The organism is Nonomuraea sp. NPDC049480 (genome assembly GCF_044465905.1).
GTDB lineage: Bacteria > Actinomycetota > Actinomycetes > Streptosporangiales > Streptosporangiaceae > Nonomuraea.
Genome location: NZ_JBITMD010000011.1, coordinates 195,466 through 218,089, shown reverse-complemented (window position 1 = coordinate 218,089; position 22,624 = coordinate 195,466). Strand labels below are relative to the sequence as shown.

Sequence of the window (22,624 nt, the reverse complement as noted above, 5' to 3'; positions counted from 1 at the left end):
TCAAACCTTTCAGGCGGTACGGTCCAGTGCCCTGAGGGACCGGTCAGTAATGGAACGGGCGCCGCGGCCGATGGCCACCATGCCCGATTGGACGAGTTCTTTGATACCGAACGGCTCGAGGACCTTGATGAACGCCTCGAGCTTGTCAGGAGTGCCGGTGACCTCGATGGTCACGGCGTCGGCCGCCACGTCGACGCAGCGGGCGCGGAAGAGCTGGACGAGCTCCAGCACGTGCGACCGGTTCTCGGCGTCGGCCTTGACCTTGATCAACATCAGCTCGCGCTGCACGGACTGCGACGGGTCGAGCTCGACGATCTTCAGGACGTTCACCAGCTTGTTGAGCTGCTTGGTGACCTGTTCGAGGGGCAGCTCCTCGACGTTCACCACGATCGTGATGCGGGAGATGTCGTCGTGTTCGGTCGGCCCGACGGCCAGCGAGTCGATGTTGAATCCCCGCCGGCTGAACAACGCGGACACGCGCGCCAGCACGCCCGGCTTGTTCTCGACAAGCACGGACAGCGTGTGCCTACTCATCTTCGTTCTCCCACTTCGGCGCCATGTCCCGGGCGATCTTGATGTCGTCGTTGCTGGTGCCCGCCGCGACCATGGGCCAGACCATCGCGTCCTGGTGGACGACGAAGTCGACCACGACGGGCACGTCGTTGATCTCCATGGCCTTCTTGATGACGGCGTCCACGTCCTCGGGACGCTCGCACCGCAGACCCACACAACCATAGGCCTCGGCCAGCTTCACGAAGTCGGGGATCCGGCGCGTCGTCTGCAGGTCCGTGTTGGAGTAGCGCTGGTCGTAGAAGAGCGTCTGCCATTGGCGGACCATGCCGAGGTTGCCGTTGTTGATGACGGCGATCTTGATCGGCACACCCTCCAGCGCGCAGGTGGCCAGCTCCTGGTTGGTCATCTGGAAGCAGCCGTCGCCGTCGATGGCCCACACCGTCGCGTCGGGGGCGCCCATCTTGGCGCCCATCGCGGCCGGGACGGCGAAGCCCATCGTGCCGAGGCCGCCGGAGTTGATGAACGTGCCGGGGTTCTCGTAGTCGATGAACTGCGAGGCCCACATCTGGTGCTGCCCGACGCCGGCCACGTAGTAGGTGTCCGGACCGGCGATCGCGCTCAGCCGCTCCATCACGTACTGCGGGGCCAGCGAGCCGTCCTCGAACTCCTCGTAACCCAGCGGGTACGTCTTCTTGTATCCGTTGAGCACCGTCCACCAGTCGGCGTAGTCGCCCTTCTGCCCGGACGCCTGGATCGCGGCGATGAGGTCCGTGATGACCTCCTTGCAGTCGCCGACGATGGGCACGTCGGCGTGGCGGTTCTTGGAGATCTCGGCCGGGTCGATGTCGGCGTGCACGATCTTCGCGAACGGCGCGAACGACTTCAGGTCGCCGGTCACCCGGTCGTCGAAGCGCACGCCCAGGCCGATGAGCAGGTCGGACTGCTGCAGCGCGCCGACGGCCGACACGCTGCCGTGCATGCCGGGCATGCCCATGTGCTGCGGATGGCTGTCGGGGAACGTGCCCCTCGCCATCAGGGTCGTGACGACCGGGATGTTGGTCAGCTCGGCAAGCTGCAGCAGCTCGGAAGAGGCGCGGGCCTTGTGCACGCCGCCGCCGACGTACAGGACCGGCCGCCGGGACTCGGCGATCAGCTTGGCCGCTTCCCGGATCTGCTTGGAGTGCGGCCGCGTCACCGGGCGGTAGCCCGGCAGCTGCATCGTCGGCGGCCACGAGAACGTGGTCTCGGCCTGCAACGCATCCTTGGAGATGTCCACCAGCACCGGACCGGGCCGCCCCGTGGAGGCGATGTGGAAGGCCTCCATGATCGTACGAGGGATGTCCGACGGATCCGTGACCAGGAAGTTGTGCTTCGTGATCGGCATGGTGATGCCCGAGATGTCCGCCTCCTGGAAGGCGTCCGTGCCTATCGCCTTGCTGGCCACCTGTCCCGTGATCGCCACGATCGGAACGGAGTCCATGTAGGCGTCGGCGATCGGCGTCACCAGGTTGGTGGCGCCGGGGCCGCTGGTCGCCATGCACACGCCCACCTTGCCCGTGGCCTGCGCGTAGCCCTCGGCCGCGTGACCGGCGCCCTGCTCGTGCCGTACGAGCACGTGCCTGACCTTGGTCGAGTCGTAGAGAGGATCGTAGGCGGGGAGAATCGCGCCGCCCGGGATCCCGAACACGGTGTCGACTCCCACATGCTCCAGCGCCCTCACCAGGGCCTGTGCACCTGTCATGCGTTCGGTCATCGGCTCGTTCCTTGCGTGGCTACTCGCTTAGGACATAAAAAATGCCCCTGCCCACCAGGCGGCGGGACTGGGGCGGCGCGCAGGTCGTCGTGCTTCGCTATCGGCCTGCGCGCCGGCGAAGTACTACGAGAATCTCACTGCGAAGCATGGCGTCCACGATAGCCGCTCCGAACGCCCTGGTGTCAACTTGGTGGACACAAGTCTCAAACAGTGAGACTTGTCCGCATCAGTGAGTCTACGCCACGCGCCGCCATGGGCCGTGCGACCAGGAAGCCCTGACCTCTGGTGCAGCCCATTTTCCGCAGCAGCTCCAGCTGCTCGGGACGCTCGATGCCCTCGGCCACCACGGTCAGCCCGAGGTCGTGCCCGAGCCGCACGATCGTCCGCGTGAGCAGGGTCAGCGTGTCGTCCCTGCCCAGCCCCGCCACGAACGACGGATCGATCTTGATCATGTCGACGGGCAGTTGTCTCAGGAACGCCAGCGACGCGTAGCCGGTGCCGAAGTCGTCGATGGCCAGGCGCACCCCGAGGGCCCGCAGCTCCGACAGCCGCCTGATCGTCTCCTCGGCGTCCTCGACGAGCATCTCCTCGATCACCTCGAGGGTGAGCGCGGAGGCGGGCAACCCGCTCTCGGCCAGCGCCTCCTCGACCGTCTCCACGAAGCGGGGCGCGGTGATCTGGCGAGCCGACAGGTTGAGCGACAGCCCGATCTCCCAGGAGGAGGCCCGCCAGGCGGCGACCTCGCGGCACGCCTCGCGCAGGATCCACTCGCTCAGCGGCACGATCAGGCCGGTGTCCTCGGCCGGGCCCAGGAACTGCTCGGGCGGCACGAACACCGACCCGCGCCACCACCGTACGAGCGCCTCCACCGCGGTCACCCGCGATGTGGCCAGGTCGACCACGGGTTGGTACTCGATCGCGAACTGCTGCTCGATCAGCGCCCGCTGCAGGTCCGCGGCCAGCTCCAGGCGGCGTACGACATCGGCGTGCATGTGCGCGGCGAACACCTCCACCCGCCGCCCGCCCAGCTCTTTGGAGCGCGCCATCGCCACATCCGCGTTACGGATGAGATCGCCCGCCGGCATGTCGTCCTCGGTGAACGCCACGCCCACGCTCGCGGTCAGCGCCACGTCACGGTCGGCCACCCGGAACGGCTCCTGCGAGACCGCCCGGACCAGCCGCTCGGCCAGGTCGACCGCGACCTGCGCCTCGCCGCCCGTCTCCACCAGCACCGCGAACTCGTCGCCGCCCCACCGGGCCAGCGTGTCGTCGGCGCGCACGGCGCCGCGCAGCCGCCGGGCCGCCTGCCCGAGCAGGTAGTCGCCGCTGGCGTGCCCGACCGAGTCGTTCACCGAGGTGAACCCGTCGAGGTCGAGGAAGATCACCGCGACGTTGCCGGACGTGCGCCCGGACAGCACCTCGCGGGTGCGCTCCTCGAAGTAGGCGCGGTTGGGCAGGCCGGTGACGCCGTCGTGGAAGGTCAGGTGGGCGACCTGGTTGCGCAGCGCCTCCTCGTCGCTGATGTCCCTGGTCGTGACCAGTATCAGCTCGTCGCCGCCGGCGTGGCGGGTGGCGACCGACTCGGTGGGCCGCCAGGTGCCGTCGGCCGCCCGCACCCGGCAGGCGATCAGGCAGGCGCCCGGGGAGGCGGTGTCCTCGTCGAGGTGCATGGCACGCAGCGCGACCTGGATGCCGGGCACGTCCTCGGGATGGAGGTAGTCGAAGATCGACCCGCCCACGAGGTCGCCGGGGCGGTAGCCGTACGTGACCTCGACCCCCGGGCCGATCTCGCGTACGACACCCTCGTAGTCGCACAGGAACACCACGTCGCCCGTGCTCTCGGCCAGCTCCCTGAGCTGGCGCTCGCCCAGCCGTACCAGGCCCCGCAGGCGCACGTTGGTCGCCGACGCCGCGAACAGGCGGACGAGCAGGAGCAGCACCACCGACACCGCGACCGCCACGACACCGGTCACGGGCGGCTCGGCCCTCCCGCCGGCCAGGTGGGCCAGCAGCGTGCAGGCCGCCACGGCGACCAGCGCCAGCGGGATCGTCGCCACGACGTTCCTCGTGGCGGGCAGGCTCGACTTCCCCGCGCGCAGTCCCCATGGGAGGGCGGCGAGCAGCAGGAGCGCCACCGGCGCCAGCAGGACGGTCCAGGTCGGCGGCACGCCGCCGTCCAGGCGCGCCGCGGCGGCCGCCAGTCCTGCGACGGTCATGGTGAGCAGCACCCCGACGCCCGCCAGGCCCAGCAGCCACGACGAGGACCTGCTGGTCAGCACGGACGGGATCACGGCGCACGTCATCAGCAGCGCGACCAGCGGCGGCAGCATGACCAGCGTGAAACCGGGCGGGTCGGCCGCGGCGTCGTAGACGTGGCGCAGCTGCACCACCCACCCGATCAGGAACAGCGACGCGGCACACAGGTAGGCGTCGGTGATATGCCGCAAAACCGCCCTGGCCGGGAGCCTGCGGTCGGCGGCGATCAGTGCCCCTCCCGCGGTGACCACGGTGCCGAGCAGCACGAACATGTCGGCGAAGCTCGCCACGAAGCTCTCGGCGAAGGGGCGCAGCGCCACTCCGGCGCCCCAGAGGACGACGCCACCCGCCATCCAGCGCGCCCCCAGCGCCGTCGGGCGGTGCCCGCCCGCCCTCATCGATGCGACCAGCAAGGAGGCGGCGGCGGCCAGCGCCGTGAGGCCTCCGGCGATCGCCCCGGCGATCAGGACCTGTCCGTCCTTGAGGAACGCGGCGGCGAACGCCACAACGCCCGCCGCGACCGCGGCGGTCAGCGGCGCACGTGGATCACGCCAGCGGATCACAGTCGTTGCCCATCCCGTCTCGTGCTCTACACCTGTGACCGCCGAAGTCCGGCGACCACGTCGCCAGTGTGAGCGGTCACGCGTGCCCGGGTGGTGACAACGCCGATGTCGTCACCGATCTGATAACCAGCCAGACCAATTTCCGCCAAGAGATCCTTGACAGTGAGTCAGGAACTCTCTGCAAAGGCCACCGTACGCACCGAAGGTCACGGCCCAGCCACGTTCCGGGATCCTCTCAGTATGAGTCAGTGATGACGTTGATCAACTGCTCGCCCGCGAGGTAACGCGAGAGCTGGGCCCGGATCAGTCGCAGCATCCTCCGCCCCGACGCGGGGGTGCTGCCCGCCACGTGCGGGGTGATCAGCACGCCCGGCACGCTCCACAGGGGGTGGCCCTCGGGCAGCGGCTCGGGCGCGGTCACATCCAGCGCGGCGCGTAGCCTACCGGTTTTCAGCTCCGCGATCAGCGCATCGGTGTCGACGATGCCGCCCCTGGCGGCGTTCACGAGCACGGCGCCGTCCTTCATCCGGGCCAGGAACGCCGCGTCGGCCATGCCCGCGGTGTCGGCCGTGGCGGGCACGAGCAGCACCACGACGTCCGCCTGCGGCAGCAGCCCGGCCAGCTCGTCCATGCCCCGCACGCCCTCGCGGGCGCTCCTCGCCACCCGTACGACCTCGACCTCGAAACCCTCCAGCCGCCGTTCGAGCGCGGCGCCGATGGAGCCGTACCCGACGATCAGCACGGTCGAGTCGGCCAGCACGTCCGTGTGGTGGTAAGTCCACTCACCCCTGCGCTGCGCGTCCACGAACCCGGGGAACTCCCTCAGCACCGCGATCATCGCACCGACCGCCCACTCGGCCGTCCCCGCGTCGTGCACACCGCGGGCGTTGCACAGCACCGCGCCCTGGGGCAGATGCGGACGGTACGGCTCCACCCCGGCCGTGACGGTCTGCACCAGCCGCAACGAGCTCATCCTGGCCAGCGTGCCGGGCACGTCGGGCACCGTGACGAGCGGCGGGATCCAGACCTCCACCTCCTCGACCCCCTCCGGCATAGGGGACGTGCCGTCATAGACAGCGCATTCAACCCCAGGCAGGTCGGACAGAACTTCAGCCACCGAATCGGACGGAACCCAGGTCTTCATGCGGAGAACTTTATGTGTCGGCGGTAAGTATGGAACATATGAGGAAGCTCTGGACGATCGTGCTCTTGGCCGCGCTCACCGCCTGTTCCAGCGGCGGCGGAGGAGGAGAGGTGCTCCCGACGGCCGCCGTCGGAGACGCCGCCGCCCCCGGACAGCCCAAGGACGTGGCGACCGGGCTGGCCGTGCCGTGGGCCATCGAGTTCCTGCCCGGCGGGGATGCTCTGGTGACCGAGCGTGACTCGGCCCGGCTCCTTCGGGTGAGCCAGTCCGGCCAGGTGACGGAACTCGGGACCATCGACGGGGTACGCCCGGACGGCGAGGGCGGTCTCATGGGCGTGGCCGTCAAGGATCAGCAAATATTCCTGTACTTCACCGCGGAAGAGGACAACCGGATCGTCCGCTACGCGTTCGACGGCAACCGCCTCGGCGAGCAGGAGGTGCTCGTCCAGGGGATCCCCAAGGGCGGCATCCACAACGGTGGGAGGCTCGAGTTCGGCCCCGACGGCTACCTGTACGCCACCACGGGCGAGGTCGGCGACGGCGAGCTGTCCCAGCAGCGCGACTCGCTCGGCGGCAAGATCCTGCGCATGACCGCGGACGGCAAGCCCGCTCCCGGCAACCCGTTCGGCACGCTCGTCTACAGCTACGGCCACCGCAACGTCCAGGGCCTGGCCTGGGACGAGCAGGGCCGTCTGTACGCCTCCGAGTTCGGCGCCAACACCTGGGACGAGGTCAACCTGGTCAAGCCGGGATCCAACTACGGGTGGCCCGAGGTCGAAGGGCGCGGCGACGACTCCCGGTTCGTGAACCCGATCGTCACCTGGTCCACGGACGAGGCCTCCCCGTCCGGCATGGCGTACGCGAACGGCTCCCTGTGGGTGGCCGCGCTGCGCGGAACCCGTCTCTGGCAGGTCCCCTTGGACGAGGACGGCTCGGCCGGCAAGCCGGTCGCCCACTTCACCGACCGGTACGGCAGGATCCGAGCGGTCACCGCCGCCCCCGGCGGCGCCCTGTGGGTCGGCACCAGCAACCAGGACGGCCGGGGTTCACCCCGCGACGGCGACGACCGCATCCTGTCGGTGAGCGCCTCCTCGTAACGCCCCGTCACGGCCTCAACCCATACCCGCCACCACAACCACCGCTCACAACCCGGCGACACTCCACCAGGAGCCCCTCAGCCCCGTCCAGGCGGGGCTGAGGGCCATCCGGCCGCGGGGAGCGGCCGGGGCCCATCGCCGACCAGCCCTCATCCGAAGGACCCCGGCCGCCGGGGGCCGGCCGGCTCCAGCCCAAAGGACCGGCCGTCAGAAGTCAGCCGGCTCCACCCCAAGAGACACCGGCTGTCAGGAGTCAGCCGGCTCCACCCCAAAGGACGCCGGCGTCGTCCGTGTCACCGCCGCGCATCCCACCCCAAAGGAACCTCCACCCGTCCGACCCGCAGAGGCGGTCGGACGGGCGCTGTCACGAACCGGTGCCGGCGCAGGTGATCTGGGCCTGGGGCCGGTACTTCGTGGTCAGCTTCTTGTCCTTCTTGACCACTTTCCCGTCCTTGTGGAACACCCGGGCCACATCGATGATGAACCCCTGCTCCCCGACCGTCGGCAGACAGTCAGGCTCAGAGCTGACCTCCCGCCGGAACGGCGTGAAGTTACGACGCTCCGACTCGACCGCTTCGACCTTGTCGTACCGCTTGGTGCTCCACAACGTGACCGACACCGACGTCTCCGTGGAGGACGTCTCGACGAACACGCCGAAGTCGGAGTCGTTGCGCCACTTCAGGTCCGTGTCCGGATAGAGCAGCGCCACGTCCCGCCCGGCGGGATAGCGCGTCGCGTAGTAGTCCATCGGCTGGTGCTCGACGTCATCGAACCCGCCGAAGAAGGCCGCGTTGTACATGGTCGTGGCGAACTGGGACACCCCGCCGCCCACGATGTTGACCATCCGCCCGCCGACGATCTGCCCCGCCTCGACATAACCGTCCTCGACGGTACGCTCGCCGATGACGTCGTTGATCGAGAACGTCTCCCCCGGCTTCACCAGATAACCGTCGAGCTGCTGCGCCATGCGCTGGATGTTCTTCACCCGCGGCTGGCAGCAGTCGAACGTCGTGGTGAACGAGCCCACGATCTCCTTGATCCCGAGGCCGCTCACCTGCTGGGTGGTGACGGTCGGCTCGACGGCGCCCAGCCGCACGGGGATGGTGCGCCCGCCGCCCGCGTCGAACACCTTCTCGGCGTCCCTGGCCAGCAGCTTGTCGTTCACGCCCCGCCCGGTGCGCGACGGCACCAGGACCGGCTTGTCGTCCACGATCTCGTATGTGGCGTCGCGCGGCTGCTGGGCGGCGTCGACCAGTTCGCTCTCCACGCCGGCCAGTGCCGCCTTGGCGTCGAACTCCGGCACCAGCGTGCCGTCGCCGTCCGGGATGAACCTCAGGTTCGCGGCGATCACCGCCGGGGGCAGCTGCGCCTGCTTGTCGCCGACGGTCAGCGTGATGGGCGCGGCGACGGCCCTGCGCGCCTTGGTCAGTGCGGCCCGCACGGACTCGGTCGTCGTGACGGGCTTGGCCGGGCGGAGCGTGAGCGCCACGGTGCCACCGCCGCGCAGGAAGGCGTCGCCGATCCTGCGTACGGCGTCGGCCCGGTCGAGCAACACGCCCTCGACGGGTTCCCGGGCCTTCGGCCGCAGCCCCGTGAACGTCACGCGGGCCTCGACCGCGGGCTTGTCGACGCTCTCCGCCAGCCCTTCGACGGTCCTGGCGAGTTGCGAGGAGTCGAGGCTGACCTTCGGCTGGAGCTCGGTGACGCCGGTCAGGCCCTGCCAGACCTCCTGCGGGCTGGGGAACCCGCTCGGCGCCTGACCGATCGTGCCCACCACGTCCAGTTCGAGTCCGGCCTCGTCGGCCTGCACGGTGTCCTGCCTGCCGGCGACGTCGACCGCGACCGGTTTGCTCAGCCTGGCGCCCAGCTCGGCACGGAGCTTGTCGGCCGCCTGCGTCACGGTCAGGCCTCCGATGTCCACGCCGGCCACGTGGGTGCCGCGCAGTACGGCGCCCGACATCAGGACGGCGGGCACCACGTACGCCAGCGCCGCGAGCACCACGACGAACAGCACCAGCCCCGGCAGGAGCCGGCGCCGCCGGTGCGGCTCGGAGTCGTCGTCGAAGGACGGCCTTGCCGACGGCCCGGCGACCCCGAACACGGGGGCGGGCGGCGCGGACGGCTCCTTGTCCTTCATCGGCCATGGCTGCGCAGGCGGCGCCACCGGCGGCAGCGCGCTTCCCGATGGACCGCCCTGCGCGCTCGGCCCCTGCGCCGGCCGGGGCTCCCGCCTGTCCGGCGGGCCGAAGATGTCCCGGGAGACGCCCGGGGGTAATCCTTCGATCCGCGGCTTCTTGGAGACGCCCGACGTGGGCAGTGGCACCGAGGCGAACGGGTCGGTCGGTGATTCGATCGGTCCGGCGTTTCGCACGCCTCAATCTCCTCCCGAGTCCGCAGCCAAGTCTCAGGCAACAGTAAGGCACGAGGATCCGCATATGTCACGGGAAATGGCTACGGAAATGTGTCAACCTAGCCACCGGTAGCGATGTTCCGGTCGCCCGGCCGTTCCGTAGCGCGGACGCAATTCGGCCTGCCCCGCCGCGCACAGGTATTCCAGATAGCGGCGGGCACTCACCCGCGACAGGCCCGTGAGCTCGGCGGCTTCGGTCGCCGACAGGTCGCGGCCCGCCTCTCGCAGAGTATCGGCCACCAGTGCGCAGGTGGCCGAGGACAACCCCTTCGGCATGGGAGCGGTCGATGTGGGCGTGCCGAAAAGGCGGTCCACGTCGTCCTGGCGCGCCTCGGGGCCGATGGCGGTCAGGCGCTTGCGGGTGTCGGCGTACTGCTGGAGGCGTTCGGTCAGGGCGGCGGCGGTGAATGGCTTGATCAGATAGTTGACCGCGCCGCCGCGCATGGCCTCCCTGACCGTGGGCACGTCGCGGGCGGCACTGATCATGAGGACGTCCACGCCGTGGAGCGCCTTGAGCACGTCCAGGCCGGACATGTCAGGCAGGTAGATGTCGAGGAGCACGAGGTCGGGCTGGAGCTCGGCCGCCGCCGCGAGCGCGTCGGCGCCGGTGTGCACCATGGAGAGGACCCGGAAACCGGGCACCCGGGACACGTAGCCGCTGTGGATGCGCGCGACCATGAAGTCGTCGTCCACGACGAGCACACGGATCATGGCCTCACCCCCTTCGGCGGCTCGGTCGCCTTGTGCCGCCGCCTGCTCATGAGCCCGCCTCTGCCGGAAGCAGGGCCGTGAAAACCGCTCCGTCCGAGTTCGCCACTCGTACCCATCCTCCTCGTCGCAGGCACGCCTGCCTGGTCAGGGCCAGTCCGAGGCCGCGCGGTCCCGAGTGGGCCGCCTTGGTGGTGAAGCCTTCTCTGAAGACCTCGTCCACCAGGTCCGGGGCGATGCCGGGTCCGGAATCACCGACCCGCACGCGCAACCCGCCCGCGTCGGCCTGCACCGAGACCTCGATCGTGCCGGCCGCGCCGTCGAGCGCGTCGATGGCGTTGGCGACCAGGTTGCCGACCACCAGGACCGCGTCCTGCGGGTCGCCGAGCATGCCCTCGGGCACGTTGGAGTCCTCCGACAGCACGAGTTTGGCGCCGCGCTCGGCCGCCTCGGCGGACTTGGCCAGCAGGAGGGCGGCCAGAGTGGGGTCCTGGACGCGTTCGCGCAGGTTGGTGACGTACGTGCCGCGGGTGGTCCGGGTGATGAAGCCGACCGCGGCTTCGTGCTCGCCCAGCTCCAGCAGGCCGACGACGGTGTGCATGCGGTTGGCGAACTCGTGCGCCTGCGCCCGCAGCGCCTCGGTGGCGCTGCTGGTGTCGTCGAGCTCGCGGGCCAGGCGGACCAGCTCGGTGCGGTCCCTGAGGGTGACCACCCAGCCGAGGTGCCGGCCGCGTACCCACACGGGGGTGCGGTTGAGCACCAGCACGCGCTCGCCGTGCAGCACGACACGGTCCTCGCCCGGGTCGTCGCCGCCGAGCACGTCCCGCATGCGGTCGGAGATCGGCATGTCGCTCAGATCCTCGCCGACCTCGCCGAGCAGCTCGCGGGCGGCGTCGTTGACCAGCGTCACACGGCCTTCGAGGTCGAGCGCGAGCACGCCCTCCTTGACGCCGTGCAGCACGCCCTCACGCTGCTCCAGCAGCGCGGCGATCTCGCGCGGCTCCAGGCCGAACGTCTGCCTGCGCACCCGCGCGGTGATCAGCGCGGCCAGCGCCAGGCCGGCCATCATGACCGCCAGCGCCGTCCAGACCAGCGGCGGCAGCGCGCCTGCGAGCTGACCCGTGACCGTGGTCTCCAGTACGCCCACGGAAACGAGACCGATCACGTTGCCGTACTCGTCGCGGATCGGGTATTTGCCCCTGACCGTGGTGCCGATCGTGCCGGTCTGGGTGCCCACCCAGCCCTTGCCGGTCGTGAGCACCTCCGTGCCGTCGGTGGACAGCTTCTTGCCGATCAACGCGGCGTTGGGGTGGGCATAGCGGGTCTGCTCGGCGTTGGCGATCACGACGTAGTCGGCGCCGGTCTCCTGCTGGACGCTCATGGCCAGCGGCTGCAGCACCGTCTGCGGGTCCTGCAGCTTGAATGCCTCGCGGACCTGCGGGAGCCCGGCCACCGACTGGGCGATCGCGAGCGTCCGCTGCTGGTGGAGCGCGTCGAGCTGGTTGCGGGTGTGCCCGGCCCACACGCCGGCCGTGCCCCCGACGGCGAGCAACACGATCACCATCTGGAGCACGAACAGCTGGGTCCCCAGGGAGGCGTAACGCACCCTGCGATGGATCCGCAGCGAAGCGAGGAGATCCATCACAGGCCGCCGAGCGGAGCCCGGCCATAGAGCACGCACGAGGCACATGGAAACAAACGCAGGTCACGGCCAGGTCGCGACCAATACGACCACTATGACGGCAAGGATGCAAAGCCTCGACTCAGGAGGGAACGGGACTCACTATCCCAGTTTTATATCCGTGAAAACCTCCCCTTGGAGCGATCATGCGCCTGCGCATATTCGCCGCACTCGCGGCGCTCTCCCTCGGCGCTCTGACCGGCTGCGGCGGGCAGAGCGGCACCACTGCCTCCGGCACGCTGCGCATCATGGCGCCGGCGTCGCCCGGCGGCGGCTGGGACCAGACCTCCCGTACGGCGGAGCAGGCGTTCAAGACCGCCACTCCCGACCGCAAGGTGGAGGTGTTCAACGTGCCCGGCGCGGGCGGCACCATCGGCCTCGCACAGCTGGCGGGTGAGAAGGGCAACGGCAACCTGCTGATGACCATGGGCCTGGTCATGGTGGGCGCCATCGAGCAGAACAAGTCGAAGGTCACGCTGGCGGAGACCACGCCCATCGCCAAGCTCACCGAGGAGTACGAGATCGTCGTGGTCCCGGCCGACTCCCCGTTCAAGACGCTGGCCGACATGGTGACGGCCTGGAAGGCCGACCCCAGCAAGGTGTCGATCTCGGGCGGATCCGCGGGCGGCACCGACCACATCGTGGCCGGGCTGATGGCCAAGGCCGCGGGCGTCGACCCCAAGCAGGTCAACTACATCGCCCACTCGGGCGGCGGTGAGGCGCTCAACGAGCTGCTCGGCAACAAGGTCAGCGCGGGCATCTCGGGCGTCGGCGAGTTCGCCGAGCACGTGAAGTCCGGCAAGCTGCGCGCGCTCGGCGTGACGTCGGGCGAGCGGATCTCCGGCCTCGACGCGCCGACGCTGAAGGAGGGCGGCCTGGACGTGGTGCTGGCCAACTGGCGCGGCTTCGTCGCTCCCGGCGGGCTCTCCGACGCCGACAAGACGGCGCTGACCGACCTGGTCACCAAGATGCACGATTCGCAGACGTGGAAGGACGCGGTGGCCAAGAACGGCTGGATCGACTCCTTCCAGACCGGCCAGCAGTTCACCGACTACCTGAACGCCGAGCAGACGCGGGTCAAGGCCGTCATCGCCGAGATGGGGCTCGTCTCCTGATGACTCGATGGTGGCGGCCCGAGCTCGGGCTCGCGGTCGTGGTGCTCGCGCTGGGGGTCCTCGTGATCGCCGGGACGCTGGACGTCTCGGCGGCGGCCTCCCAGCTCGGCATCGGGCCGCGCTTCTTTCCGATGCTGGTCGGCGGGGCCATGGTGGTCGTCGGCGTGTTCTACGTGATCGACGTGCTGCGCGGCGGGCACGGTGACCCCGAGGAGAGCGAGGACGTGGACCTGGACGCGCCCGCGGACTGGCGCAGCGTCGGGCTGGTCAGCGGGATCTTCCTGGCGTTCGCGGTGCTGCTCAACGTGCTCGGCTGGATCATCGGGGCGAGCCTGCTGTTCTTCGGGCTGTCGGTGGCGCTCGGCGCCGAGCACAAACTGCGCGCGGCCGTGGTCGCGGTTGTCATGGGCGTCGCCACGTACCTGCTGTTCGTCAAGGGCCTCGGCGTCACGCTGCCGGGCGGCCCGCTGCAGGGGGTGATCTAGGTGGAGTCGCTGCAGCTCCTGCTCGACGGCTTCGCCGCCGCGCTCACCGTGGAGAACCTGCTGTACGCGCTCGTCGGCGTCACGCTCGGCACCCTGGTCGGCGTGCTGCCCGGCATCGGTCCCGCGATGACCGTGGCGCTGCTGCTGCCGATCACGTTCACGGTGCCGCCGGCCAGCGCGTTCATCATGTTCGCCGGCATCTACTACGGCGGCATGTACGGCGGCTCGACCACGTCCATCCTGCTCAACACGCCCGGCGAGTCGTCCTCGATGATCACGGCGCTGGAGGGCAACAAGATGGCCAGGCGCGGGCGGGCCGCCCAGGCGCTGGCCACGGCGGCCATCGGCTCGTTCGTGGCGGGGACCATCGCGACGGCGCTGCTGGTGGTGGCGGCGCCCGCCGTGGTGGCGTTCGCGATCTCGTTCGGACCGGAGGACTACTTCGCGCTGGCGATCCTGGCCTTCACCGCCGTGTCGTCGGTGCTGTCCCGCTCGCTCGTGCGCGGCCTGGCCTCCCTGGGGCTCGGCCTGATGATCGGGCTGGTCGGCATCGATCAGCAGACCGGGCAGGCGCGGCTGACGATGGGCATCCCGCAGTTGCTCGACGGCATCGACGTGGTGATCGTCGCGGTCGGCCTGTTCGCGCTCGGCGAGGCTCTGTACGTGGCCTCGCGGCTGCGCCACGCGCCGCCCGAGATCGTGCCCGTGGGCCGGGCGTGGATGGGCCGCGCGGACTGGCGGCGCTCCTGGCGGCCCTGGCTGCGCGGCACCGCGCTGGGCTTCCCGTTCGGCGCGCTGCCCGGCGGCGGTGCGGAGATCCCGACGTTCCTGTCGTACGCGGCCGAGAAGCGCCTGGCGAAGGGCGTGGCCAAGGAGGAGTACGGCAAGGGCGCCATCGAGGGTGTGGCCGGCCCGGAGGCGGCCAACAACGCCTCGGCGGCCGGCACCCTGGTCCCGCTGCTCACGCTGGGCCTGCCCACGTCCGCGACGGCCGCGATCATGCTGGCCGCCTTCCAGCAGTACGGCCTGCAGCCCGGGCCGCAGCTCTTCGACCACAACCCGGCGCTGGTGTGGGGCATGATCGCCTCGCTGTTCATCGGCAACACGATGCTGCTGGTGCTGAACCTGCCGCTGGCGCCGCTGTGGGCCAAGGTGCTGCGGATCCAGCGGCCGTACCTGTACGCCGGGATCGTGCTCTTCGCCGCCCTTGGGGCCTACGCCCTGAACGGCACCGTGGTGGACCTGTTCGTGCTGTTCGTGATCGGCCTGCTCGGGTACGCCATGCGCCGCTTCGGCCTGCCGGTCGCCCCGGCAGTGATCGGCATGATCCTGGGCCCGATGGCGGAGATCCAGCTGCGTCGCGCCCTGGCCATCGGCGCCGGCGACGTGACCGTCCTGGTCCGCAGCCCGGTGTCGGTGGTGCTGCTGGCGCTGGCGCTTCTGGCCCTGCTCACGCCGCTGTTCAGGAAGCTCATGACCCGGCGGCGTTCCGTCACACCGCTCGGCTGAGCGGCTCTCGTCCCGCCGGCGCGTCGGCGCCGGCGGGACCGCTCGCGTCCACGGGCGCCCTGCCCTTGATGTCCACGGGCGTCCTGCCCTTGATGGCGCGGGGCGCGATGGCCAGCCCGGCCAGCGCCATGACCAGCGTGGCGGCGAACACCGCCCAGTAGCCCGACCCGGCGGCCGTGAACAGCGCGGCGGTGACGGCCACCGACACCACCGAGAACACCGACTCGCCCACCTGCAGCGCGGAGCTGTTCTCCCCCTGCTCGCCGGGCGCCGACAGCTCCAGCGTCAGCACGGACAGCGTCGGGTACACCAGCCCCATCCCGAACCCGGTGATGATCCACGACGGGTAGGCCACCGCGACCGGCACGGCGGTGAACGTCACCGCGCCCATGAGCAGGATGCCGAGCGCGATCATGGCCGAGCCGAGCCGCAGGTTCGTCATCTGGCCGAAGATCTCGCGGCCCTGCAGCCACGACGCGAACGACCAGGTCAGCGCGCCTCCGGTGAGCGCGAACCCGGCGGCCAGCGCCGACATGTCGCGCTCGTTGATCAGCATGAGCGGCACCATCATCTCGGCCGCGAAGAACGCCCCGGCGGCAAGGCCGCGCAGCCCCACCACGGCGGGCAGTCCCCTGACGGCCCTGAGCGTCCCGGCGGGGAGCAGCCTGGGCAGCGCCACGGCCAGCACCACCAGCCCGGCGATCAGCAGCGGGAGCTGCCCACTGCTGCCGTACTGCATGAGCCCGGCGCCCACGGCCGTCAGCGCCGCCCAGGCGATCTTCCCGAGCAGGCCGGGTGTGGGCTCGCTCTGCCCGCCGGTCACCGGCTGCCCGGCCAGCCCGCGCAGCAGCACCAGGCCGCCGGCCACGGTCAGGATCGGCACCAGCAGGAACACCCAGCGCCACCCGAGCGTGTCGGTGACCACGCCCACGATCGCCGGCCCCACCATCGAGGGCACCACCCACGCGGTCGCGAACAACGAGAAGATCTTGGGATGCAGGCTCTCGGGATAGACCCGGGCCACCACCACGTACAGCGCCACGCTCACCAGCGCCCCGCCGAACCCCTGCAGGAACCGGCCGGCGATCAGCACCTCCATGGTCGGCGCCAGGCCCGCGACCATCAGACCGGCGATGAAGCCTGCCACACCCGTCCAGAGCGGCGCCTTGGGGCCGCGCACGTCCGCCCATCGGCCGCCGAGCACGGTGCCGACCACGCCCGCGGCCATCGCCCCGCTGAACGCCAGCCCGTACAACTTCAGCCCGCCGAGCTCCTCGGCCACGATCGGCATGGCGATCGCGACCGCCATGTACTCGAAGGCCACCAGTGACACCATCGCCACCAGGCCTGCCGTCAGCGCTTTTCCAGTCATGTGGAGAACCTATGCCGACCTGCTCCGCCACACCTCCAGCGGGAGCCTTGCGACCTCTCGGCCATTGGACCTAGGACCGCGGCACCACACCGACGCGCCCTGCCGCGTGTCCCGGGGCCCGCCGCCCATCGGCCCTGCGGCGTGTCCCGCGGGCCTGTCGCCGCCCATCGGCGGGCGTCCTCCAGGGCCGGCGCCCGAACAACCCCTCCCTTCAGCCGAAAGGGCCCCGCCGCCGAAGCGGCGAGGCCCTCACGCAACCGGCGAATCTACTCCGAGACGCCCAGCTTCTCCAGGATCAGCTGACGGGCCCGGGCCGCGTCGGCCTTGCCCTTGCTGGCCCGCATCACGCCGCCGACCAGCGCCCCGGCCGCGGCGATCTTCCCGGCACGCACCTTGTCGGCCGCGTCGGCGTTGTCGGCCAGCACCTGGTCGATGATCGCCAGCAGCTCGCCCTCGTCGCTGACGATCTGCAACCCGCGCCGCTCGACCACCTCGTCCGGCGTGCCCTCACCGGCCATCACGCCCTCGAGCACCTCACGCGCCAGCTTGTCGTTGAGCGCCCCCGAGGCGACCAGCTCGGTCACGCGGGCGATCTGCGCCGGCGTGATCGGCAGGTCGGCCAGCGGGACGCCGCTCTCGTTGGCACGCCGCGCCAGCTCGCCCATCCACCACTTGCGCGCGTCCGCCGCCGCCGCGCCCGCCGCGACCGTGGCCTCGACCAGGTCGAACGCGTCGGCGTTGTGCATGGCCTGCATGTCGAGGTCGGACAGCCCCCACTCGGCCTGCAGCCGCTTGCGCCTGACCGACGGCAGCTCGGGCAGCGCCGCCTTCAGCCCGGCCACCCACGCCCGGTCCGGCGCGATCGGCACCAGGTCGGGCTCGGGGAAGTAGCGGTAGTCCTGCGCCTCCTCCTTGGACCGGCCGGACGTGGTGGTGCCGGTGTCCTCGTGGAAGTGCCGGGTCTCCTGAGTGATCTTCCCGCCGTCGGCGAGGACACCCGCCTGCCGCTCGATCTCGCTCCGCACGGCCCGCTCGACGCTGCGCAGCGAGTTGACGTTCTTGGTCTCCGTACGGGTGCCCCACTCGGACGAGCCGCGCGGCATGAGCGAGACGTTGACGTCGCAGCGCAGCGAGCCCTCCTCCATGCGCACGTCGGACACGCCGAGCGAGCGCATGATCTCGCGCAGCTCGGTGACGTACGCCTTGGCGACCTCGGGCGCGAGCCGGTCGGTGCCCGGGATGGGCTTGGTGACGATCTCGACCAGCGGGATGCCGGCCCGGTTGTAGTCGACGATCGAGTAGTCGGCCCCATGGATGCGCCCGGTCGCGCCGCCCACGTGGGTGGACTTGCCGGTGTCCTCCTCCAGATGGACCCGCTCGATCTCGATCCGGACCGTCTCGCCGCCCACCTCGACGTCGATGTAGCCGTCGAAGCAGAGCGGCTCGTCGTACTGCGAGATCTGGTAGTTCTTCGGCATGTCCGGATAGAAGTAGTTCTTCCGGGCGAAGCGGCACCACTCGGCGATCGAGCAGTTCAGCGCGAGACCGATGCGGATCGTCGACTCGATGGCCATGACGTTGGCCACCGGCAGCGCGCCGGGGAACGCCAGGCAGGTCGGGCAGACCTGGGTGTTGGGCGGGGCGCCGAAGGCGGTCTTGCAGCCGCAGAACATCTTCGACTTGGTGCCCAGCTCGACATGCGTCTCCAGGCCGAGCACCGGCTCGAACTTGTCGAGCGCTTCGTCATAGACCATGGTCATAGCGACGGGGCCTCCTTCAGCAGCGGGCCGCCCCAGCGGCTCTCCAGGGCCTTCTCCACGGCGGCGCCCACACGGTAGCAGCGGTCGTCGGCCAGCACCGGCGCCATGATCTGCAGGCCGACCGGCAGGCCGTCCTCGTCGGCCAGGCCGCACGGCACGGACATGGCCGCGTTGCCCGCCAGGTTGGACGGGATGGTGCACAGGTCGGCGAGGTACATCGCCATCGGGTCGTCGGCGCGCTCGCCGATCGGGAACGCCGTGGTCGGCGTGGTCGGCGACACCAGCACGTCGACCTGCTGGTACGCGGCCTCGAACTCCCGGGAGATGACCGTGCGCACCTTCTGCGCCTGGCCGTAGTAGGCGTCGTAGTAGCCGCTCGACAGCGCGTACGTGCCCAGCATGATGCGCCGCTTGACCTCGGGACCGAAGCCCGCGGCCCGGGTCAGCGCCATGACCTCCTCGGCGCTGCGGGTGCCGTCGTCGCCGACGCGCAGGCCGTAGCGCATGGCGTCGAAGCGCGCCAGGTTGGATGAGCACTCCGACGGCGCGATCAGGTAGTAGGCCGGCAGCGCGGTCGTGAACGACGGGCAGGACACCTCGACGACCGAGGCGCCGAGAGACTCCAGCAGCTTGACGACCTCGTTGTAGCGGGCCAGCACGCCGGCCTGGTAGCCCTCGCCGGAGAACTCCTTGACGACGCCGATCCGCAGGCCCGAGACGTCGGGGTTCTTGGCCGCCTCGACCACGCTGGGGACCGGGGCGTCGATGGAGGTGGAGTCCATCGGGTCGTGCCCGGAGAACGCCTCGTGCAGCAGCGCCGCGTCGAGCACGTTGCGGGCGAACGGCCCCGGCGTGTCGAGCGAGCTCGCGAACGCGATGATCCCGTAGCGGGACGAGCCGCCGTACGTCGGCTTCATGCCCACGATGCCGGTCACCGCGGCGGGCTGCCGGATCGAGCCGCCCGTGTCGGTGCCGGTGGACAGCGGCGCCTCGTACGCGGCCACGGCGGCGCTCGAACCACCGGACGAGCCGCCGGGCACCTTCGTCAGGTCCCACGGGTTGTGCGTCGGGTGGTAGGCGGAGTTTTCCGTCGAGGAGCCCATGGCGAACTCGTCGAGGTTGGTCTTGCCGAGGATGACCAGCCCTGCCTCGCGCAGCCGCGCGGTGACGGTCGCGTCGTACGGCGGCCGCCAGCCCTCGAGGATCTTGGACGCGGCCGTCGTCGGCATGTCGCGCGTGGTGAAGATGTCCTTGTGCGCGATCGGCACGCCGGCCAGCGGCCCGAGCTTCTCGCCCGCCTTGAGCCTGGCGTCGACGGCCCGCGCCTGCTCCAGCGTCACCTCGCGGTCGACGTGCAGGAATGCCCTGACCTTGGGCTCCACCTCGGCCATGCGGTCGAGATGCGCCTCGGCCACCTCGACGGCCGACACCTCGCCTGCGGCGATCATCGACCCCAGCTCGGCGGCGGTCTTTCGAATTAGACTCATGCCTCCTCCCCGAGGATGCGCGGCACCTGGAAGCGATCGTCCTGGACGGCGGGCGCGCCGGAGAGCGCCTGCTCCGGCGTCAGGGACTGTCGCACCTCGTCGGCACGGAAGACATTGGTCAGCGGAAGCGCGTGCGACGAAGGCGGCACATCCTCGGCGGCGACCTCGGCCACCTTCGCGACCGACTCGATGATGGCATCGAGTTGGGTGGCGTAGTGGTCTAGCTCGTCGTCCGTGAGCGCCAGCCTGGACAACCGGGCCAGGTGTGCGACCTCGTCGCGGGTTATGGCGGACATGAGTCGGTTAACCCGTTTCGTGGATGGAGTCTTTGGACACTGCCATCCTAGGGGGCTTGACGTAGCGCCCCCGAACCATTAACCGGACGGCAACACACTGCCCGAACTTTCCCCGCCGCCCGCTCGGCACTGACCGTCTGGAGCCGGACGCCTGGATCTTCGGGTGGTGCTCCGGCCGCGAAAGCGGCGCCGCCGGGTCAGGCCGAGCGGCTGACCTCCGGCTGGAAGCCGTATCCCGCCCCGGTCGCCGTCTCCGCATGGTCGCGGAGCCAGGCCGTGACGTCGGCGGCCGGCATGGGCCGGCCGAACAGCCACCCCTGCCCCACGTCACACCCCATCTGGGCCAGCCGCATGGCGACCTCGTCCGACTCCACGCCCTCGGCCACCGAGCGCAGCCCGAGGGAGCGCACCAGGTCCACGATGGACCGCACGATCCGGTCGTCGTCCTCGGAGTCGGCGATCCGGCGTACGAACGAGGCGTCGATCTTCACCTCGGACACCGCCAGCCGCTGGAGCCTGATCAGCGAGGAGTAGCCGGTGCCGAAGTCGTCCAGGGCCAGCGGCACGCCGAGCGTGGCCAGCGCCTTGATCGTCTCCTGCGTGTAGGCCTGGTCGCCGGTCAGGATGCGCTCGGTCACCTCCAGCTGGATGGCCGAGGGCGGCAGGCCGTACTTGGCCAGGCCCACCTCCAGCTGCTCGGGCAGGGCCGAGTCGAGCAGGTCGCGGGCCGAGATGTTGACCGAGACCTGCACCTGGACGCCGGTGTGCCACCAGCGGGCGGCCTGTTCGAGCGCCTCCTCGATGACGTACGCCGTGAGCTGCCGCATCAGATAGGACTGCTCGGCCAGGGGGACGAAGTCCGAGGGCGCGATCGGCCCATGCACCGGGTGGCACCAGCGCAGCAGCGCCTCCACCCCTTGGACGGCGCCGCCGCCGAGGTGGACCTTGGGCTGGTAGTGCAGCCGCAGATCCCGGTTGTCGATGGCGCGGCGCAGGTCCCCGAGTAAGGTGAGCCGCTCGGGTGAGTTGCGGTCCTTGTCCGGCTGGTAGAGCTCGACGCCGGTGCGTCCCTCCTTGGCCAGGTACATCGCCACGTCGGCCCGCTGGAGCAGCAGCTCGAAGTCGGGAGCGTGATCCGGATAGAGCGCGATCCCGACCGAGGCGTCCACGTCGAAGGCCATGCCCTCCAGCCGCACCGGCTCGGTCAGGGCCGCCCGCAGCCTGGCCGCCACCTCCCTGGCCGCGTGGGTGTCCCTGATCGAGGGCAGCAGCACGGCGAACTCGTCGCCGCCCAGCCTGGCCACGACGTCCCCGGGCCGTACGGAGTGGGTGAGCCGATGCGCGACCATCTGCAGCAACCGGTCGCCCACCGGGTGGCCCATCGTGTCGTTGACCTCTTTGAACCGGTCCAGGTCGAGCAGGAACAGGCCGACCCGCTCGTCCTGGCGGGCCTCGGCGAGCGCCTCCTCGGTGCTCACGATGAGCATCTTGCGGTTGGGCAGCCCGGTCAGCTCGTCGTGCAGGGCCTGGTGGTCGCGGCGCATGGACATGGTGGCGGTGAAGTAGACGGCGGCCAGGGGCGCGACGAAGAGCGGCACCAGCCCCGGAGAGTGGTTCATGACCACGACGACCAGGGGCGCCAGCCCCAGCAGCGCGGCGTAGACAAGGCTCTGCGGCCCCACGGTGACCTTCAGCACGCGGACGATCGAGCGCCGCTCGTGCAGCGCGACCGCTCCGGAGACGAGGGTGGCCCGGCTGACGAAGTACGCGATCCCGGCCAGCGCGATCGCCAGCAGGTCGGTCCCGCGTGGCTCCCAGGGCGCGGCCGGGCTCGGAACGATCCCGAACGCCCCCAGCACCACCGCCGCGGCGGTGAGCGCGAGCGTGGACTGGGCGATGTTGAACATGGCCCGATGCCAGGCCTTGCGCGTCACCACCCCGTTCATGGCGACGCCGACGGCCTGCATCAACACCGCGACCGGCAGCCCGAAGTGCAGCAGCACGGCGAAGGTGAACATGGTGGACGGATATGTGCCGCCCACCGAGCTGTGCGAGGACACCATCACGGGCCTGAGCTCGCCCAGGATCACGAGCACCGACAGCACCCAGAACAGGGGTGTGCGGGCCACCTCCACGAGCGCCGCCGCGTCCAGCCTGAGCATGGCCACGACGAGGGCGGTGAAGCCGATCACGGTGATGCCGGCGAGGAACGCCCACAGCGGCGTGCCGACGCGCGGTCCGGTGTCGCGGGTGTCGGTTGGGTCAGTCATCGGTAACAGAACCCCCATTAGGTCACTATGGGAGGGTACGACCTTCACCCCACTTCGCGAAACCAAGCGCGTACGGTCCGTAGTTCTCCTTTCCGACATATACCCAAAAACCACCGTGCGTAGCAAGTGTTCACCGATGCGTATGTGCGAGCCGGCCCGCAGACCCCGCCCTTTTCTCCGCCGGTGCGCGCAATCAAGCCGCCGA

Annotated in this window: 16 protein-coding genes; 4 read left to right on the top strand and 12 right to left on the bottom strand. The window is 70.3% G+C overall.

All coding sequences use genetic code 11. The features are described from left to right. Window positions 1-9: 9 nt before the first annotated feature. From ilvN to ACIBX3_RS30470, 4 genes are all read right to left on the bottom strand, one after another. A complete protein-coding gene (gene ilvN, locus ACIBX3_RS30485) occupies window positions 10-534 on the bottom strand; it encodes an acetolactate synthase small subunit (protein WP_397122921.1) in 525 nt (174 codons plus the stop codon). Beyond that, entirely contained in the window at window positions 527-2,266 is a 1,740-nt protein-coding gene (locus ACIBX3_RS30480) for an acetolactate synthase large subunit (protein WP_397122919.1), read from the bottom strand. The genes ilvN and ACIBX3_RS30480 overlap by 8 nt, the downstream gene beginning before the upstream one ends. Before the next feature lie 203 nt (window positions 2,267-2,469). Then, window positions 2,470-5,085 carry a putative bifunctional diguanylate cyclase/phosphodiesterase gene (locus ACIBX3_RS30475; protein ID WP_397122917.1) on the bottom strand — a complete coding sequence of 872 codons (2,616 nt, stop codon included), beginning with the start codon at window positions 5,083-5,085 and terminating at the stop codon, window positions 2,470-2,472. A gap of 235 nt (window positions 5,086-5,320) precedes the next feature. Then, window positions 5,321-6,229: a 2-hydroxyacid dehydrogenase gene (locus ACIBX3_RS30470; RefSeq protein ID WP_397122915.1), complete on the bottom strand. Its 909-nt coding sequence runs from the start codon at window positions 6,227-6,229 to the stop codon at window positions 5,321-5,323. Between the two features lie 38 nt (window positions 6,230-6,267). Between ACIBX3_RS30470 and ACIBX3_RS30465 the strand changes: the two genes are divergently transcribed. Further along, window positions 6,268-7,326: a PQQ-dependent sugar dehydrogenase gene (locus ACIBX3_RS30465; protein WP_397122913.1), complete on the top strand. Its 1,059-nt coding sequence runs from the start codon at window positions 6,268-6,270 to the stop codon at window positions 7,324-7,326. 364 nt (window positions 7,327-7,690) lie between these two features. Here the strand turns inward: ACIBX3_RS30465 and ACIBX3_RS30460 are convergent, their stop codons facing one another. From ACIBX3_RS30460 to ACIBX3_RS30450, 3 genes are all read right to left on the bottom strand, one after another. After that, complete coding sequence (locus ACIBX3_RS30460) at window positions 7,691-9,697, bottom strand: VanW family protein (protein ID WP_397122911.1); 2,007 nt, start codon at window positions 9,695-9,697, stop codon at window positions 7,691-7,693. Window positions 9,698-9,790: 93 nt separating this feature from the next. Next, complete coding sequence (locus tag ACIBX3_RS30455; protein ID WP_397122909.1) at window positions 9,791-10,447, bottom strand: response regulator; 657 nt, start codon at window positions 10,445-10,447, stop codon at window positions 9,791-9,793. A gap of 46 nt (window positions 10,448-10,493) precedes the next feature. After that, a complete protein-coding gene (locus ACIBX3_RS30450) occupies window positions 10,494-12,086 on the bottom strand; it encodes an ATP-binding protein (protein WP_397122907.1) in 1,593 nt (530 codons plus the stop codon). 185 nt (window positions 12,087-12,271) lie between these two features. Here ACIBX3_RS30450 and ACIBX3_RS30445 point away from each other — a divergent pair, with 185 nt between their 5' ends. Genes ACIBX3_RS30445 through ACIBX3_RS30435 form a run of 3 tightly spaced genes read left to right on the top strand, consistent with a single transcriptional unit; the run spans window position 12,272 to window position 15,234 of the window. Continuing rightward, window positions 12,272-13,240 (top strand): Bug family tripartite tricarboxylate transporter substrate binding protein, encoded by a 969-nt coding sequence (locus tag ACIBX3_RS30445; RefSeq protein WP_397122905.1) that lies wholly within the window; start codon window positions 12,272-12,274, stop codon window positions 13,238-13,240. Continuing rightward, entirely contained in the window at window positions 13,240-13,725 is a 486-nt protein-coding gene (locus ACIBX3_RS30440) for a tripartite tricarboxylate transporter TctB family protein (protein WP_397122903.1), read from the top strand. The genes ACIBX3_RS30445 and ACIBX3_RS30440 overlap by 1 nt, the downstream gene beginning before the upstream one ends. After that, window positions 13,726-15,234 (top strand): tripartite tricarboxylate transporter permease, encoded by a 1,509-nt coding sequence (locus ACIBX3_RS30435; protein ID WP_397122901.1) that lies wholly within the window; start codon window positions 13,726-13,728, stop codon window positions 15,232-15,234. Here ACIBX3_RS30435 and ACIBX3_RS30430 read toward each other — a convergent pair. The 5 genes from ACIBX3_RS30430 to ACIBX3_RS30410 form a co-directional block, all read right to left on the bottom strand. Next, window positions 15,218-16,606 (bottom strand): MFS transporter, encoded by a 1,389-nt coding sequence (locus ACIBX3_RS30430; protein WP_397122899.1) that lies wholly within the window; start codon window positions 16,604-16,606, stop codon window positions 15,218-15,220. The genes ACIBX3_RS30435 and ACIBX3_RS30430 overlap by 17 nt on opposite strands. A gap of 266 nt (window positions 16,607-16,872) precedes the next feature. Beyond that, a complete protein-coding gene (gene gatB, locus ACIBX3_RS30425; RefSeq protein WP_397123148.1) occupies window positions 16,873-18,360 on the bottom strand; it encodes an Asp-tRNA(Asn)/Glu-tRNA(Gln) amidotransferase subunit GatB in 1,488 nt (495 codons plus the stop codon). Window positions 18,361-18,362: 2 nt separating this feature from the next. Further along, complete coding sequence (gene gatA / locus ACIBX3_RS30420; RefSeq protein ID WP_397122897.1) at window positions 18,363-19,853, bottom strand: Asp-tRNA(Asn)/Glu-tRNA(Gln) amidotransferase subunit GatA; 1,491 nt, start codon at window positions 19,851-19,853, stop codon at window positions 18,363-18,365. Then, on the bottom strand, window positions 19,850-20,149 hold the full coding sequence (gene gatC / locus ACIBX3_RS30415) for an Asp-tRNA(Asn)/Glu-tRNA(Gln) amidotransferase subunit GatC (RefSeq protein WP_397122895.1): 300 nt from the start codon (window positions 20,147-20,149) through the stop codon (window positions 19,850-19,852). The genes gatA and gatC overlap by 4 nt, the downstream gene beginning before the upstream one ends. A gap of 197 nt (window positions 20,150-20,346) precedes the next feature. Further along, window positions 20,347-22,419 (bottom strand): putative bifunctional diguanylate cyclase/phosphodiesterase, encoded by a 2,073-nt coding sequence (locus ACIBX3_RS30410; protein WP_397122893.1) that lies wholly within the window; start codon window positions 22,417-22,419, stop codon window positions 20,347-20,349. Between the last annotated feature and the right edge of the window lie 205 nt (window positions 22,420-22,624).